The sequence below is a fragment of the Streptococcus sp. UMB0029 genome (assembly GCF_002871495.1).
Classification (GTDB): domain Bacteria; phylum Bacillota; class Bacilli; order Lactobacillales; family Streptococcaceae; genus Streptococcus.
The window spans coordinates 18569-32882 of sequence record NZ_PNGD01000004.1 but is presented as its reverse complement, the minus strand read 5'-3'; the positions used below and the strand labels follow the sequence as shown (position 1 = coordinate 32882).

General features: G+C 39.6%; 16 protein-coding genes and 1 pseudogene. All 17 read left to right on the top strand.

What is annotated here, in order from left to right; genetic code table 11:
• Nucleotides 1-118 precede the first annotated feature (118 nt).
• The 17 genes and pseudogenes from rimP to CJ239_RS03165 all read left to right on the top strand — a co-directional run bounded on the left by rimP (nucleotide 119) and on the right by CJ239_RS03165 (nucleotide 14239).
• Nucleotides 119-598, top strand: coding sequence for a ribosome maturation factor RimP (gene rimP, locus CJ239_RS03240; protein ID WP_102210538.1), 480 nt, complete (start codon nucleotides 119-121; stop codon nucleotides 596-598).
• A 43-nt stretch (nucleotides 599-641) separates the two neighbouring features.
• On the top strand, nucleotides 642-1778 hold the full coding sequence (gene nusA / locus CJ239_RS03235; protein WP_102210537.1) for a transcription termination factor NusA: 1137 nt from the start codon (nucleotides 642-644) through the stop codon (nucleotides 1776-1778).
• 21 nt (nucleotides 1779-1799) lie between these two features.
• A complete protein-coding gene (rnpM, locus tag CJ239_RS03230; protein WP_000857561.1) occupies nucleotides 1800-2093 on the top strand; it encodes an RNase P modulator RnpM in 294 nt (97 codons plus the stop codon).
• Nucleotides 2086-2385 (top strand): YlxQ-related RNA-binding protein, encoded by a 300-nt coding sequence (locus tag CJ239_RS03225; protein ID WP_102210536.1) that lies wholly within the window; start codon nucleotides 2086-2088, stop codon nucleotides 2383-2385. Before rnpM ends, CJ239_RS03225 begins: the two co-directional genes overlap by 8 nt.
• A gap of 16 nt (nucleotides 2386-2401) precedes the next feature.
• Entirely contained in the window at nucleotides 2402-5206 is a 2805-nt protein-coding gene (gene infB / locus CJ239_RS03220) for a translation initiation factor IF-2 (RefSeq protein WP_102210535.1), read from the top strand.
• A gap of 251 nt (nucleotides 5207-5457) precedes the next feature.
• Nucleotides 5458-5808: a 30S ribosome-binding factor RbfA gene (gene rbfA, locus CJ239_RS03215; protein ID WP_001273601.1), complete on the top strand. Its 351-nt coding sequence runs from the start codon at nucleotides 5458-5460 to the stop codon at nucleotides 5806-5808.
• Nucleotides 5809-5902: 94 nt separating this feature from the next.
• The gene (locus tag CJ239_RS03210; RefSeq protein WP_000368734.1) at nucleotides 5903-6136 is read left to right on the top strand and encodes a DUF1858 domain-containing protein; all 234 of its coding nucleotides are present in this window, start codon (nucleotides 5903-5905) and stop codon (nucleotides 6134-6136) included.
• Nucleotides 6136-7470, top strand: a complete 1335-nt coding sequence (locus CJ239_RS03205; RefSeq protein ID WP_102210534.1) for a DUF438 domain-containing protein — start codon at nucleotides 6136-6138, stop codon at nucleotides 7468-7470. Before CJ239_RS03210 ends, CJ239_RS03205 begins: the two co-directional genes overlap by 1 nt.
• 10 nt (nucleotides 7471-7480) lie before the next feature.
• Nucleotides 7481-7735 carry a DUF1912 family protein gene (locus CJ239_RS03200; RefSeq protein WP_102210533.1) on the top strand — a complete coding sequence of 85 codons (255 nt, stop codon included), beginning with the start codon at nucleotides 7481-7483 and terminating at the stop codon, nucleotides 7733-7735.
• Nucleotides 7736-7830: 95 nt separating this feature from the next.
• Nucleotides 7831-8226 (top strand): helix-hairpin-helix domain-containing protein, encoded by a 396-nt coding sequence (locus tag CJ239_RS03195; protein ID WP_084930047.1) that lies wholly within the window; start codon nucleotides 7831-7833, stop codon nucleotides 8224-8226.
• Nucleotides 8227-8508: 282 nt separating this feature from the next.
• Nucleotides 8509-9087, top strand: a complete 579-nt coding sequence (locus tag CJ239_RS03190; RefSeq protein WP_102210532.1) for a flavin reductase family protein — start codon at nucleotides 8509-8511, stop codon at nucleotides 9085-9087.
• 86 nt (nucleotides 9088-9173) lie between these two features.
• Entirely contained in the window at nucleotides 9174-9752 is a 579-nt protein-coding gene (locus CJ239_RS03180) for an AAA family ATPase (protein ID WP_102210531.1), read from the top strand.
• A 523-nt stretch (nucleotides 9753-10275) separates the two neighbouring features.
• A complete protein-coding gene (locus CJ239_RS11670; protein WP_180958199.1) occupies nucleotides 10276-10431 on the top strand; it encodes a hypothetical protein in 156 nt (51 codons plus the stop codon).
• Between the two features lie 5 nt (nucleotides 10432-10436).
• A complete protein-coding gene (locus tag CJ239_RS03175; RefSeq protein ID WP_102210618.1) occupies nucleotides 10437-11669 on the top strand; it encodes a beta-carotene 15,15'-monooxygenase in 1233 nt (410 codons plus the stop codon).
• A pseudogene (locus CJ239_RS12415) lies at nucleotides 11662-11844 on the top strand (hypothetical protein); the annotation flags it as partial. The gene CJ239_RS03175 and the pseudogene CJ239_RS12415, both read left to right, overlap by 8 nt.
• Nucleotides 11845-11965: 121 nt before the next feature.
• A complete protein-coding gene (locus CJ239_RS03170) occupies nucleotides 11966-13207 on the top strand; it encodes a hypothetical protein (RefSeq protein WP_102210530.1) in 1242 nt (413 codons plus the stop codon).
• 30 nt (nucleotides 13208-13237) lie between these two features.
• Entirely contained in the window at nucleotides 13238-14239 is a 1002-nt protein-coding gene (locus CJ239_RS03165; protein WP_102210529.1) for a virulence RhuM family protein, read from the top strand.
• Nucleotides 14240-14314: the final 75 nt, after the last annotated feature.

Sequence of the window (14314 nt, the reverse complement as noted above, 5' to 3'; positions counted from 1 at the left end):
CTGAAATCAGGCTGTATAAGTGCTTTTGCTTTACATAAGTTGGCAAACGTGCTATACTAAAAGTAAGAATATGAGAAAGTGAGGCGGGGAAATATCTTCGCCTCTTGCTTATGAGGAGGTGGACGCAATCGCAACAATCGTAGAATTAGTCAGAGAAGTTGTAGAACCTGTCATAGAAGCTCCTTTCGAGCTCGTGGATATCGAGTATGGAAAGATTGGCAGTGACATGATTCTCAGTATTTTTGTAGATAAACCTGAAGGAATTACCTTGAACGACACGGCAGACTTGACAGAAATTATCAGTCCTGTCCTAGACGCCATCAAGCCAGATCCCTTCCCAGAACAATATTTCCTAGAAATCACCAGTCCAGGACTGGAACGTCCTTTGAAAACCAAGGATGCTGTCGCTGGAGCGGTTGGGAAATACATCCATGTCGGGCTCTACCAAGCCATCGATAAGCAAAAGGTCTTTGAAGGAACTCTGTTGGCCTTTGAAGAGGACGAGTTGACCATGGAATATATGGACAAGACGCGTAAGAAAACTGTCCAAATTCCATACAGTTTAGTATCAAAAGCACGTTTAGCAGTTAAATTATAGAAAAAGAAAGGATAGCTTTTGAGGATTCAAAAGTGAAGAAAACATGAGTAAAGAAATGCTAGAGGCCTTCCGCATTTTGGAAGAAGACAAGGGAATCAAAAAAGAAGATATCATCGACGCAGTAGTAGAATCGCTTCGTTCCGCTTATCGCAGACGCTATGGTCAATCAGACAGCGTAGCTATTGATTTCAACGAAAAAACAGGTGACTTTACAGTTTATACTGTCCGTGAAGTGGTTGATGAAGTATTTGATAGCCGTTTGGAAATCAGCTTAAAAGATGCTCTTGCCATTAACTCAGCCTATGAACTTGGTGATAAAATCAAGTTTGAAGAAGCACCAGGTGAGTTTGGTCGTGTAGCAGCCCAATCTGCCAAACAAACCATCATGGAAAAAATGCGCAAGCAAACACGTGCCATCACTTACAACACTTATAAAGAACATGAGCAAGAAATCATGTCTGGTACAGTAGAACGCTTTGACAACCGCTTCATCTATGTCAACCTTGGTAGCATTGAAGCCCAATTGTCAAAACAAGACCAAATTCCTGGAGAAGTTTTTGCTTCCCACGACCGTATCGAAGTCTATGTTTACAAGGTTGAAGACAACCCTCGCGGTGTCAACGTCTTTGTCAGCCGTAGCCATCCAGAAATGATTAAACGCTTGATGGAGCAAGAAATTCCAGAAGTTTATGACGGAACTGTTGAAATCATGAGCGTGGCTCGTGAAGCTGGTGACCGTACTAAGGTTGCCGTTCGTAGTCACAATCCAAACGTGGATGCTATCGGTACAATCGTTGGACGTGGTGGTGCTAATATCAAGAAGATTACCAGCAAATTCCACCCAGCTCGCTACGATGCTAAGAATGACCGCATGGTACCAATCGAGGAAAATATCGACGTTATCGAGTGGGTAGCAGATCCAGCTGAATTTATCTACAATGCCATCGCTCCTGCTGAAGTTGACCAAGTTATCTTTGACGAAAACGACAGCAAACGTGCCTTGGTGGTTGTTCCTGATAACAAACTTTCTCTTGCCATCGGTCGTCGTGGGCAAAACGTTCGCTTGGCGGCTCACTTGACTGGTTACCGTATCGATATCAAGTCTGCTAGCGAATTTGAAGCCATGGAAGAAGCTGATTCAGTAGAGTTGGAAGCAGAAAACGATACTGTAGAAGAATAAAAGTTGCTAGAGGAGGGAAAGATGAAAACGAGAAAAATCCCTTTGCGCAAGTCTGTTGTGTCTAATGAAGTGATTGATAAGCGTGATTTGCTCCGCATTGTCAAAAACAAGGAAGGACAAGTCTTTATCGATCCGACAGGCAAGGCCAACGGCCGTGGCGCTTATATCAAGCTAGACAATGCAGAAGCCTTAGAGGCGAAAAAGAAGAAGGTCTTTAACCGCAGCTTTAGCATGGAAGTGGATGAAAGCTTTTATGACGAGTTGATCGCTTATGTGGATCACAAAGTGAAAAGAAGAGAGTTAGGACTTGAATAAGCAAAAGATAAGCAATCTCTTGGGACTGGCTCAGCGAGCAGGGCGGATCATATCGGGTGAAGAATTGGTGGTCAAGGCCATTCAAGACGGCAAGGCCAAGATGGTCTTTCTAGCCCATGATGCTGGACCCAATCTGACCAAGAAGATTCAAGATAAAAGTCAGTATTATCAAGTAGAAATTGTAACCGTGTTTTCAACACTGGAATTAAGCATAGCAGTCGGGAAATCGAGAAAGGTTTTGGCTGTAACAGATGCTGGATTTACAAAGAAAATGAGGTCTCTTATGGAATAGAAGAGGAGGACATGATTTGTCTAAGAAAAGATTGTACGAAATCGCAAAAGAACTTGGAAAAGAAAGTAAAGAAGTTGTAGCGCGTGCAAAAGAGTTGGGCTTGGATGTGAAAAGCCACTCATCAAGTGTGGAAGAAGCTGTCGCTGCAAAAATCGCTGCTAGCTTTAAGTCTGCTGCTCCGAAAGTAGAAGCAAAACCTGTAGCACCAAAAGCAAGTGCAGAAAAGAAAGCCGAAAAATCTGAGCCAGCTAAACCAGCTGTAGCCAGGGAAGAGGCAAAAGCGGCTGAGCAAGTCGCTCCTAAAACAGAAAAAGCAGCAGTTAAACCACAAAGCCGTAATTTCAAGGCTGAGCGTGAAGCCCGTGCTAAAGAGCAGGCAGAACGACGCAAGCAAAATAAGGGCAATAACCGTGACCAACAACAAAACGGCAACCGTCAGAAAAACGACGGCCGTAATGGTGGAAAACAAGGTCAAGGCAACCGCGATAATCGTCGCTTTAATGACCAAGCTAAGAAACAGCAAGGTCAGCAAAATCGTGGAAATGAGCGCCGTCAACAAGAGGACAAACGTTTAAATCAAGCGGCTCCACGTATTGACTTTAAAGCCCGTGCAGCAGCCCTAAAAGCAGAGCAAAATGCAGAATATGCCCGTTCAAGTGAGGAACGCTTCAAGCAGTATCAGGCTGCTAAAGAAGCCTTGGCTCAAGCTAACAAACGCAAGGAACCAGAGGAAATCTTTGAAGAGGTGGCTAAGTTAGCTGAACAAGCGCAACAAGAGCAGCAAGTTCAAGCAGTGGTTGAAACAGCTCCTGTAGCTAAAGAAGCACCAGTGGATACACGTCGTAAAAAACAAGCTCGACCAGATAAAAATCGTGACGATTATGATCGCGAAGAAGATGGTCCTAGAAAAAACCAAAAGAATCGAAGTAGTCAAAATCAAGTGAGAAATCAAAAGAATAGTAACTGGAATAATAGTAATAACAAAAAGAATAAAAAAGGCAATAAGCAAAACAACCGCAATCAGGCTCCAAAACCTGTTACAGAGCGTAAATTCCATGAATTGCCAACAGAATTTGAGTATACAGATGGTATGACGGTTGCGGAAATCGCAAAACGTATCAAACGTGAGCCAGCTGAAATCGTTAAGAAACTTTTCATGATGGGTGTCATGGCCACACAAAACCAATCTTTGGATGGAGAAACAATTGAACTCCTCATGGTGGATTATGGTATTGAAGCTAAACAAAAGGTTGAAGTGGATAATGCTGATATTGAACGTTTCTTTGTCGAAGATGGTTATCTCAATGAAGATGAATTGGTTGAGCGTCCACCAGTTGTAACTATCATGGGACACGTTGACCATGGTAAAACAACCCTCCTAGATACCCTTCGTAACTCTCGTGTTGCGACAGGTGAAGCAGGTGGTATCACTCAGCATATCGGTGCCTACCAAATTGTTGAAAATGGCAAGAAGATTACCTTCCTTGATACACCAGGACACGCAGCCTTTACATCTATGCGTGCGCGCGGTGCTTCTGTTACCGATATTACTATCTTGGTCGTAGCGGCAGATGACGGGGTTATGCCTCAGACTATCGAAGCCATTAACCACTCAAAAGCGGCCAACGTTCCAATCATCGTAGCCATCAACAAGATTGATAAACCAGGTGCTAACCCAGAACGTGTTATCGGTGAATTGGCAGAGCATGGTGTCATGTCAACTGCTTGGGGTGGAGATTCTGAATTTGTTGAAATTTCAGCTAAATTCAACCAAAACATCGAAGAATTGTTGGAAACAGTCCTTCTTGTGGCTGAAATCCAAGAACTCAAGGCAGACCCAACAGTTCGTGCGATCGGTACAGTTATCGAAGCGCGCTTGGATAAAGGAAAAGGTGCGGTCGCAACCCTTCTTGTTCAACAAGGTACCTTGAATGTCCAAGACCCAATCGTTGTCGGAAATACCTTCGGTCGTGTCCGTGCTATGACCAACGACCTTGGTCGTCGTGTTAAGGTTGCTGAACCATCAACACCAGTTTCAATCACAGGTTTGAACGAAGCGCCAATGGCGGGTGACCACTTTGCTGTTTACGAGGATGAAAAATCTGCGCGTGCAGCTGGTGAAGAACGTGCCAAACGTGCCCTTATGAAACAACGTCAAGCTACCCAACGTGTCAGCCTTGAAAACCTCTTTGATACCCTTAAAGCTGGTGAACTCAAGTCTGTTAACGTCATCATCAAAGCCGATGTACAAGGTTCTGTTGAAGCCCTTTCTGCCTCACTTCAAAAGATTGATGTGGAAGGTGTCAAAGTGACCATCGTCCACTCAGCTGTCGGTGCCATCAACGAATCTGACGTGACCCTTGCTGAAGCTTCAAATGCTTTCATCGTTGGTTTTAACGTACGCCCTACACCACAAGCACGTCAACAAGCAGAAGCTGACGATGTTGAAATCCGTCTCCACAGCATTATCTACAAGGTTATCGAAGAGATGGAAGAAGCCATGAAAGGGATGCTTGATCCAGAATTCGAAGAAAAAGTTATCGGTGAAGCAGTTATCCGTGAAACCTTCAAGGTATCTAAAGTGGGAACTATCGGTGGATTCATGGTTATCAACGGTAAGGTTACCCGTGACTCTAAAGTCCGTGTTATCCGTGATGGTGTCGTTATCTATGATGGTGAACTTGCAAGCTTGAAACACTACAAAGACGACGTCAAAGAAGTTACAAATGGTCGTGAAGGTGGATTGATGATTGACGGCTACAATGATATCAAGATGGATGATGTGATTGAGGCTTATGTCATGGAAGAAATCAAGAGATAAGATTTTTTGCTCCTTTCTTAGGTGGTGAGGGACGCAAGCAAACCAATGGTTTCATTGCTTATTTTTGAGCCTAGGGTCTCAAAAATCCCCTGTGATAGGACTGATAAATCAGTTCCATCACTTTCACCACGGCGAAAGAAGCGGATGAGTTCAAATTGAACTTCGTTTCAATTTGAACTGAAAATCAAAAAGTTTAAAAATAGCTAGGTCTGCTGGCCTAGCTTTTGGTTCAAAGTAGAGAAAGGAATATCATGGCAAATCATTTCCGTACGGATCGTGTGGGCATGGAAATCAAGCGTGAAGTCAATGAGATTTTGCAAAAGAAAGTCCGTGATCCGCGTGTCCAAGGTGTGACCATCACAGATGTTCAGATGCTAGGTGACTTGTCTGTTGCCAAGGTTTACTATACCATTTTGAGTAACCTTGCTTCGGATAACCAAAAAGCTCAAATTGGGCTTGAAAAAGCAACTGGTACCATCAAACGTGAACTTGGTCGCAATTTGAAATTGTACAAAATCCCAGATTTGACCTTCGTCAAAGACGAATCCATCGAGTATGGAAACAAGATTGACGAGATGCTACGAAATCTGGATAAGAACTAAAAAGAGGGACAACCCTCTTTTTTGGTGTGTGCCAGTCCTCCTTATGGTATAATAAAATAAATAATATCATTTATAAACGATAATGGAGGTCGTCATGGACAATATCATCGATGTGTCAATTCCTGTTGCAGAAGTGGTGGACAAGCATCCAGAAGTCTTGGAAATCCTAGTGGAGCTTGGTTTTAAACCTCTTGCTAATCCCTTGATGCGTAATACTATCGGTCGCAAGGTATCGCTCAAACAGGGTTCTAAGCTGGAAGGAACTCCTATGGACAAGATTGTCCGCACACTGGAAGCGAATGGCTACGAAGTGATTGGATTAGACTAATGGCAGATGAACGGATTCATGTCCTACGGGATATTTTGTTAGAATTGCATAATGGCGCCTCTCCTGAGTCGGTTCAGGAGCGCTTTGATGCGACCTTTACAGGTGTTTCAGCCATCGAGATTTCCCTTATGGAGCACGAGCTGATGAATTCAGACTCAGGTGTTACCTTTGAAGATGTCATGGAACTCTGTGATGTTCATGCCAATCTTTTTAAAAATGCTGTTAAGGATGTCGAAGTTGCAGATACCGAGCACCCAGGTCACCCAGTTCGTGTCTTTAAGGAAGAAAATCTGGCTCTCCGTGCTGCCTTGATTCGCATTCGGAGATTGTTAGATACCTATGAGTCTATGGAAGATGAAGAAATGCTTGCGGAGATGCGTAAGGGTTTGGTGCGTCAGATGGGACTTGTGGGGCAATTTGACATCCACTACCAACGTAAAGAAGAACTTTTCTTTCCTATCATGGAGCGTTATGGACACGATTCACCTCCCAAAGTTATGTGGGGAGTGGATGACCAAATCAGGGAACTCTTTCAAACAGCTCTAACGACAGCTAAGTCATTACCAGAAGTGCCGATTTCTACTGTGAAGGAAGCTTTTGAAGCCTTTGCGACAGAGTTTGAAAGTATGATTTTCAAGGAAGAGTCCATTCTCCTTATGATTCTCCTTGAGTCCTTCACCCAGGATGACTGGCTTCAGATTGCGGAGGAGAGCGATTCCTACGGTTATGCCATCATCCGTCCGTCTGAGAAATGGGTGCCAGAAAGACAGAGTTTTGTTGAGGAAAAGAGTGAAGAGGAGCCTGTACGGCTAGATACGGCAGAAGGTCAAGTTCAGCAAGTTATCGATACGCCAGAAGGACAGTTTACCATTACCTTTACCCCTAAGGAAAAGGAAGCAGTGCTGGACCGCCATAGTCAACAGGCTTTTGGGAATGGCTATCTCTCGGTCGAGCAGGCCAATCTCATCCTCAATCACCTTCCTATGGAGATTACCTTTGTCAATAAGGACGATATTTTCCAGTATTATAATGACAATACGCCAGCTGATGAGATGATTTTCAAACGGACGCCGTCCCAAGTCGGGCGCAATGTCGAACTCTGTCATCCGCCTAAGTATTTGGACAAGGTCAAGACTATCATGAAGGGTCTTCGTGAGGGAAGCAAAGACAAGTATGAAATGTGGTTCAAGTCCGAGTCGAGAGGTAAGTTTGTCCACATTACCTACGCCGCAGTGCACGATGAAAACGGAGAATTCCAAGGTGTGCTGGAATACGTTCAGGATATCCAGCCCTACCGTGAGATTGATACGGACTATTTCCGTGGACTAGAATAAGGAGAAAAAAATGAGTTACGAACAAGAATTTATGAAGGAATTTGAAGCTTGGGTTAATACTCAGATTATGATTAACGACATGGCGCATAAGGAAAGCCAAAAAGTCTACGAAGAAGACCAAGACGAGCGTGCCAAAGATGCCATGATTCGCTACGAAAGCCGTTTGGATGCTTATCAGTTTTTACTTGCTAAGTTTGAAAACTTCAAAGCAGGCAAGGGATTCCATGATTTGCCAGATGGCTTGTTTGGTGAGCGAAATTATTAAACGAGAAAGGTTCTTGATTTTTCACTAAAATCTTGATAGAATATTTATATTAAATCCTTGTCAGAGCAGGGGTTTTTTATTGAAAGGATTTTATCATGTCAAAGAAACTCAATCGTAAAAAACAATTACGAAATAGCCTCCGTCGTGCAGGTGCTTTCTCAAGTACTGTGACGAAGGTTGTAGAAGAGACAAAAAAAGTCGTGAAACGTGCAGAGCAATCAGCGAGCGAAGCTGGTAAGGCTGTTTCTAAAAAAGTTGAAAAAGCAGTAGAAGCTACCAAAGAGCAAGCTCAAAAAGTAGCCAATTCTGTAGAAGATTTTGCAGCAAACTTGGGTGGACTTCCACTTGACCGTGCCAAAACTTTCTATGATGAAGGAATCAAGTCTGCGTCAGATTTCAAAAACTGGACTGAAAAAGAACTCCTTGCCTTGAAAGGAATCGGCCCAGCTACCATCAAGAAATTGAAAGAAAACGGCATTAAGTTCAAGTAATCTTTCTTGTCCCTTGCAATTCCAAGAAAAACTTGCTACAATAAAGCCATCAGAGGTGTTTTGAATCCCACATTTTACAGAAAGTGGCGGTGCTGAGAAGTCCACAAATGTGTCAAAACTGGTTGCTGATGACTGAAAAAATGAAATATTACTGTCTTTTTATTTTAAAGACAAGAGTTGCGGGCTTTGCCCGAAATTGGGTGGTACCGCGGATAAACACATTCGTCCCTGTCATGTAGATGGCAGGGATTTTCTTTTGTGTCTTAGGCAAAGGAGGTTGTTATGAAACAATCTTTTAAAACAAGTAAACTCTACTATGGCTTTCCTATTTTTATTTTAGGATATCAAGATCAGAATTTTGGCTATAACATCACGACCTGTAGTTCCTCTTATAGTTTAGGAGATTGGATTGTGGTTGGAGTCGTTGCGAGAGAGAATGTCGCAGAGCAAATTAAACATTATCAAAAATTTACTGTGAATATCCCTGATGAAAATCTCATGCTCGAGATGGAGCAGGCTGGTTTTATCAGTCATCAGGAGAAATTGGAACGTTTGGGAGTGCATTATGAAATTTCTGAACGAACTGAGGCACCGATTTTAGAGGATTGTCCAGTCGTTTTGGATTGTCAGGTAGATCGGATTATCGAGGAAGAGGGAATTTGTCATATTTTCGCTAAGATTGTTGAGCGACTTGTTGACCCAGAACTTTTGGATGAAAAGGGACATTTTAGAAATGAACTGTTTGCCCCAACATATTTCATGGGAGATGGATATCAGCGCGTCTATCGTTATCTGGACAAGCGTGTAGATATTAAGGGGAGCTTCATCAAAAAAGCGAGGAAGAAGGATGACAAGAGCTGAGTTACCAGAAAGAATCGAGACGGAGCGTCTGGTCTTGCGAGTCCGTACAGTGGCGGCTTGCTGAGGAGTGAGTGGGAGGTAATTTTATGCATCTTTTCATCATTGGGGCTCCAGCTTCTGGGAAAATGACGATTGGTCAAGAGTTATCTCGACTGACGAATGCTACCCTCTTTTATAACCATCAAGCCATCGATTTTGCACTAGAAATCTATCAGGATTATACCGAGGAGATGTGGGAATTTGTTCGTGGAATTACCTTTTCTTTCCTTGGAGCTAGCGCTAGAAATCAGCGATCTATGATTTTAACAGACGTGATTGATTTTTCAAATCAGTACCAGCTGATGTATTTGAAGCAAATTCAGGATTTGTTGAATGACTATCATCAAGAGATTATTTTTGTTGAATTGGAAACAAGCCTTGAAGAGCGTTTACGTCGAAATCGAACAGAGAATCGGTTGAAGCACAAGCCCTTGAAACGACATATTGAGGTGTCTGAAAGAGAAATTTTAGAGACCATTGAAACCCTTCAATTAAATTCTAAAATCCAACCGAATGAGCTACACCACTACTTTAAAATAAATAATACGAATTTGTCTGCAGAAGAAGCTGCTAAACAAATTCAAAATAAAATGAACAAAATAGAGAAAGGACAAACACATGTCTAAACAACTTCATGAAGATGTTCTCAAGACTCAAGAAGTTCAAAAGTCTCAATCTTTTTCGTTCGTGATTCCTACCACCAAATGTAACTGGAAAACTCTACCTTAATCGCGCTTGGAGTACAACCTTCAAAGTAAACGAATCACAAAGAAACTGGGATTTCCCATTCAAGCCTGTATCCGAGGCTATAAGAATATCCAATACAGCAGAGGTAGAGTTTGAACTATTGAAGAATGAGTTAGAGGAGAAAATAGATAGCTAAAAAGAAAAATAGAAAAAAGAATTAAACCGCCAGCAAAAGTTGGATCTCAAAGTCGTTTCTGAAGAAGAGGTTGCCTGGACAGAACTACTGGCTAAAAAACAACTTTTGTAGAACGTCGGACCATTCAAAATTTCGATGAGTTACATACAGCAGTGATGCAATATGCTGATGAACACGGAGAGTATCCAGATGTTCAGCTAATCAATTACCAACTGAAAAATAGGATTTTTGATTAGAATCAGGACCATGCTTTATTTAGAGAAGCTATGCATACTCCAAATACACAGAAGCGAAATGAACTGTTAAAACAAGTTTTAAAGATCAATCCAGATTATTTTGCTACTGATTTTCACCCATTCTTATCAGAGGTTGAAGATTTTGATTTACCAACCTTTAGATTAGATTTAGGAGGCAAAGATTGAAATTAATGTATTATTTTAATACTGACAATAGATTGAGGAATCTTTTTGCTCAAACTTGGAAAATACTTATGTATGCGCTAACGTATTTTCCAATAATATCTCTAATTATATTCTGTCTTACCGATTTTAAATTAGTTATAATTTTACAATTTGCCTTGATACTAATATATGTGTTTAACTATAAAAATCGATTTAATAAGTTTAGAGTTTTTCTTACTAAAAGTACTAAATCTTTAGCTTTTATGAACGCATGGGATGGAATATTTTGCGGAATCTTGACTTACATTCTTTATAACCTAAATCTAGTTGAATCAACTTTAATCAACTTATCTCAATATTTTTTTACTAATTATGGCATAAGTAAAAATCACATAAATAACTGGCTTATCATTGTAATACTTTTAATATTACCATTGGTATTATCTGTTATAAAAACTATAATATCAATCAAGATATTTAAAAAAGTTAATAAAATAGATATCTCCAAGGGAAAGACACTATGGAATGTATATGCCACGATGCTTATTAATTCGTTTTTATGGTATTATATCTATATTTATTACTTTATTTCTAAAGCTATTGATTTTCATTCCGATTTAATAACTGACATTTTTATATTTAATTCATTTATTGCGCTTTATTTAATATTCTGGTGGATAATTCATAATCTAATTAGACATGGTGCAAAAGATACCAAAGAAGTAATAGCATCATGGCTAACTGGAACAATCTGTATATTGTTGTTAGCAATATTTAATCAAGTTGAAAATGAATTAATAAATGCTTTAACCTGGTTTTTGCCAATATTAATTCCTAGTCTAATTGGAGAAATAAATTCTCAATTTGATACAAAAAAATATAAGAAAAAACCAATAAGAACTGAGAAAATGGATAGACACCTCTATCGAACTCAACTATATAGTTTTCTTACTCTATTAATGTTGAGTATTATTCCAAAGTTAACCGAAATTATTTGGGGTTTAAAGATTAAGATGAAATTGGTCGAATTTATAACTCCCGCAGCTGATTGGATGTCTGAATTATTTGCCTCAACTATAATTATTTTCGTTTGTTTCATATTATCATTAGTTATTGGGAAGGCTATAATTTGGTTATTACAGTATTTCTATTTAAACACCCATAATGGATATTACGTGTATCGTGACAACATGCACAGTGTATTAATAAATCGTAGATATAAAAGAAATATTCATAAAAGGAGAAAAAATAATGTCTAATCAACTTTCACCTAAATACAATCCAGCCGAGATTGAAGCTGCTCGTTAACAAAACAACTTCATGAAGACGTTCTCAAGACTCAAGAAGTTCAAAAGTCTCAATCTTTTTCGTTCGTGATTCCCACCACCAAACGTTACTGCTAAACTCTACCTTGGTTACGCTTTGGGTACAACCTTCAAAGCAAACGAATCACAAAGAAGCTGAGATTTCCTGTTCAAGCCTGTAGCTGAGTCCCGAAGGATATCTAAGTCGGTTGAGTCGAATCTATTGAAGAATGAGTTAGAGGAGAAAATAGATGGCTAAAAAGAAAAATAGAAAAAAAGAATTAAAACGCCAGCAAAAGTTGGATATCAAAGTTATTTCTGAAGAAGAGGCTGTTTGGACAGAAATCATGGCCAAAAATCCAACTTTTGTAGAACGTCGGACCATTCAAAATTTCGATGAACTGCATACAGCAGTGATGCAATATGCTGATGAACACGGAGAGTATCCAGATGTTCAGCTAATTAATTACCAACTGAAAAACAGGACATTTGATTGGAATCAGGATCATGCTTTATTTAGAGAAGCTATGCATACTCCGAATACACAGAAGCGAAATAAACTGTTAAAGCAAGTTTTAAAAATTAATCCAGATTATTTTGCTGCTGATTTTCATTTATTCTTATCAGAAGTTGAAGATTTTGATTTGTCAACTTTTAAAAAAGTATTGGATTTTGAAATTCTAGTTTTAGAAAAATGGAAAATGAATGGATACAATAGTTGGAATTATTTTGAAGCACGCCCTATCCTGTCTGCTCTGATGTTTCTGATTGAGTATTATATGATGGAGAACTTCAATTCTAAGGCTATAGAATTGATTGACCTATATTTGAGTAAGCGACCAGAACGGTTTCCTCCTAATTTTGTCTTCTGTATGCTTTCCTTGTATCATATTACTGGTCAGGAACTAAAGGTTGAACGTTTCTATCGTGAAGAATTAAATAAAGGGAAACGGGACGATACCATTCTTATTCATGCCATCATCTCTGCTTTTTCTCAAGGAAAAATTGAGGAAGCCAGTCAGCTATTTGCAAAATTAGTGGAAATCAATGATGAAGCTGTTGAATTCTTTATAGAGGAAGATTGGCAATTCAAAGTTATAGATATCGAAGACCAAGAATGCTATTGTCCAAATTCAGTTGAATCGCTACAAGCTAGTTTGTATCCTCTATTTGATTATTTATTAGAAAATATTATTTTAACGAAATTTTTAACAAACGAAGCCAAAAAGTTCCGCCGTAAACCAGTATTTTCGAATCATTCTAGTATGATAAGAAATTTATCCGAGGTCACTGACTGGCATTCCTTTATGAACGAGGAAACAATGAAGGGAATTCGGATGGATCTTGTTCACATCTTTGTTGAAAATGGGATTCGTAGGTCTTCAGATTTCAAAAAATGGGCTGAAAAAGAAGTTCTCGCTTTGAAGGGAATTGGTCCCGTAACCGTTAAAAAGCTGAAAGAAAACGGTATAAAGTTTAAGAACGAGAAGTAATTGTTTATGGAAGGGGGGAGGTGAATTGTCTTGAATGAAATTTCTAATTTTATCCTGTATACTACACCAAATGGCGACGTTCAGCTAGATATCCTTTTACAAGATGAAAATCTTTGGTTGACTCAAAAAGGGCTTGCAGAGCTCTTTGGAGTTGAACGAAGTGTTATTACAAAGCACTTAAAAAACATTTATGATAGTGGTGAGTTAGATAAGGTGTCAACTTGTGCAAAATTTGCACAGGTTCAACAAGAGGGAAATAGAGCTGTCCGGCGTGAACTTGAATATTACAATCTGGATGCTATCATTTCAGTTGGCTATCGTGTAAATTCCAGCAAGGCTACTCAATTTAGAATTTGGGCAACCAAGACCTTGAAAGAATTTATCATCAAAGGTTTTGTTTTGGATGATGAACGCTTGAAACAAGGACAGACAGTTTTCGGACAAGATTATTTCCGTGAACTTTTAGAACGAATTCGCTCTATTCGTTCTAGCGAGCGCCGAATCTATCAACAAATTACAGATATCTTTGCCGAATGTGCCATAGATTATGATCGAAACTCAGATATTACTAAGAACTTCTATGCTATGGTGCAAAATAAATTTCATTATGCGATTACTGGAAATACTGCTGCAGAAATTATCTATCAGCAAGTTGATGCTAGTAAAGAAAAAATGGGATTAACTACTTGGAAACATGCACCTGATGGACGAGTACTCAAATCAGATGTAACGGTGGCTAAAAACTATTTGCAAGAAAAAGAAATTCGACAACTAGAGCGAACAGTTACAGCCTATTTTGATTATATTGAAGGCTTGGTTGAGCGCCGTGACACTTTTACCATGCGAGGATTGGCAGATAGTATTGATCGTTTTCTATCTTTTAATGAGTACGAAATTTTAGAAGGAAAAGGAAGTATTTCCAAGAAACAAGCAAACTCAAAAGCCATCCAGGAGTATGAAAAATTTAACCGAACTCAAAAAATTATATCAGACTTTGATAAACATATCATGAAGATAATGAGAGAAAATTAATGTAAAATTTTCACCGTTTCTTTGCTTATAGAAGATAATGAGAAAAACAAGATGAGTTGAATCAAAGCCTATCTT

Excerpts from the sequence above, each read along its gene's own strand:
- nusA (WP_102210537.1), top strand. The coding sequence starts at position 642 with ATGAGTAAAGAAATGCTAGAGGCCTTCCGCATTTTGGAAGAAGACAAG.
- rnpM (WP_000857561.1), top strand. The coding sequence starts at position 1,800 with ATGAAAACGAGAAAAATCCCTTTGCGCAAGTCTGTTGTGTCTAATGAA.
- rbfA (WP_001273601.1), top strand. The coding sequence starts at position 5,458 with ATGGCAAATCATTTCCGTACGGATCGTGTGGGCATGGAAATCAAGCGT.
- CJ239_RS03210 (WP_000368734.1), top strand. The coding sequence starts at position 5,903 with ATGGACAATATCATCGATGTGTCAATTCCTGTTGCAGAAGTGGTGGAC.
- CJ239_RS03205 (WP_102210534.1), top strand. The coding sequence starts at position 6,136 with ATGGCAGATGAACGGATTCATGTCCTACGGGATATTTTGTTAGAATTG.
- CJ239_RS03200 (WP_102210533.1), top strand. The coding sequence starts at position 7,481 with ATGAGTTACGAACAAGAATTTATGAAGGAATTTGAAGCTTGGGTTAAT.
- CJ239_RS03195 (WP_084930047.1), top strand. The coding sequence starts at position 7,831 with ATGTCAAAGAAACTCAATCGTAAAAAACAATTACGAAATAGCCTCCGT.
- CJ239_RS03190 (WP_102210532.1), top strand. The coding sequence starts at position 8,509 with ATGAAACAATCTTTTAAAACAAGTAAACTCTACTATGGCTTTCCTATT.
- CJ239_RS03180 (WP_102210531.1), top strand. The coding sequence starts at position 9,174 with ATGCATCTTTTCATCATTGGGGCTCCAGCTTCTGGGAAAATGACGATT.
- CJ239_RS11670 (WP_180958199.1), top strand. The coding sequence starts at position 10,276 with ATGCATACTCCAAATACACAGAAGCGAAATGAACTGTTAAAACAAGTT.
- CJ239_RS03175 (WP_102210618.1), top strand. The coding sequence starts at position 10,437 with ATGTATTATTTTAATACTGACAATAGATTGAGGAATCTTTTTGCTCAA.
- CJ239_RS03170 (WP_102210530.1), top strand. The coding sequence starts at position 11,966 with ATGGCTAAAAAGAAAAATAGAAAAAAAGAATTAAAACGCCAGCAAAAG.